We start from the raw sequence: 1,632 nt of genomic DNA, 5'->3' as shown, positions 1-1,632 counted from the left end.
TGTGGGTAGAAAAAATGAAACATGAACAAATGATTAAATAATCTGGTATCATGTAAGAAAACACAAAAATACACAAGGAGTGATGCCAGATGAGAAAAGAGCTACCAAAATTCTTTGAACAGATACTGAATATAACAGATCCATGGTACATAGAAAAGATAGAGCAACAAGGAAATACAATCAACATATATGTGGATTTCAAAAAAGGTGCAAAGTTCGAATACAACGGTAAATATTACAGTGCATACGATACGGTTCAAAGAAGTTGGAGACACTTAAACATTTCCTAAAAGCAAAGATAATAAACATATTATACCAGGGAGGTTAAAAAATGAATTTTTATATTGCAAGTACAAAAGTTAATTATTCTATAAATCCTTTAGCTTTAAAAGATACAAGGCCCAGGCTGTCGTGGGTAGTTGAAACCAGTGAAAGGAGAAAAAAACAAAGTGCCTATCGAGTTTTAGTATCATCATCTCAACAACTCATTGAACAAGATGAAGGAAATATATGGGATACTCATAAAATCGAAAGTGAAGATAATTACTGCTACTATAGCGGTGAAGAATTGGAAAGCTTCAAAAGGTATTACTGGAAAGTTAAAATATGGGATGAAAAAGGGGAAGAAAGCAGTTGGAGTAAAGTATCTTTTTTTGAAACTGGACCTTTGAGTAAAAGTGATTGGAAAGCAAAATGGATCACAAAAAGAGATTTAAAAACCTTCTATTCTGCAGGCGATTTTAGCACAGAAAAATTCAAGCACTACCATGCTGCATATTTTAGAAAAACATTTGAAATTAAAAATGAGGTACAGAGTGCTAGAGCATATATTAGTGGGCTAGGGTTCTACGAACTTTATCTAAATGGAGAAAAAGTAGGAAATAATGTTCTTGATCCTGGACAATCAGAATATTCCAAAGAAGCTTTGTTTAATGTTTACAATATTACTTCTTTTATTACAGAGCAGAATTGTGTAGGAGTGATTTTAGGTAACGGAAGACATTTAGAACAATTTGGATATTCGAAACCAAAACTTATAATTCAAATATTGCTCGAATACGTAAACGGAGAAAAAGAATATATATTAAGTGACGAAAGTTGGGGTTCATCTCATGGACCGTTGCAGGAAAATGGAATATATTACGGCGAAAAATACGACGGAACATTAGAAATTCCAGGCTGGTGCACTTACCATTTTGATGCTTCAAATTGGGAAGAAGTAGAAGTTACAGAAGGCTCAAATTTGAGATACCAAAACATGCCACCAATTAGGGTTACAAAAATTCTCAAACCCCTAAAAATGTACACCCTAAAACCAGGTGTATTCGTATATGATTTTGGTCAGAACTTTACAGGTTGGGTAAAAATTAATGTATCTGGTCCTAAAGGTACGCAATTAAAACTAAGACATAGCGAACTAGTCAATGAAGATGGCTCTTTAAAAAATAATACATTGCGTAAAGCTGAAGCTACAGATATATATATCCTAAAAGGCGAAGGTAAAGAAAGCTACGAACCACGATTTACTTACCATGGTTTTAGATATGTGGAAGTGAGTGGATCACCATTTGTTCCTACAATAGATAATATAGAAGGACGTTTTGTTCATTCAGATGTAGAAAAGGTTGGTGA

The 1,632-nt window shown here is 33.5% G+C and carries 2 protein-coding genes; both read left to right on the top strand.

Annotation, left to right across the window (positions count from 1 at the left end):
• The first annotated feature begins 89 nt into the window (after positions 1–89).
• A complete protein-coding gene (locus tag AA81_RS13690; RefSeq protein WP_103899342.1) occupies positions 90–290 on the top strand; it encodes a hypothetical protein in 201 nt (66 codons plus the stop codon).
• Positions 291–331: 41 nt separating this feature from the next.
• Positions 332–1,632 (top strand): family 78 glycoside hydrolase catalytic domain (locus AA81_RS13685; RefSeq protein WP_169999820.1); only part of this gene is annotated, 1,301 nt, incomplete at its 3' end.

Source organism: Petrotoga halophila DSM 16923 (assembly GCF_002924615.1).
The sequence above is the reverse complement of the archived record's forward strand: the minus strand, read 5'-3'. Positions and strand labels throughout refer to the sequence as shown.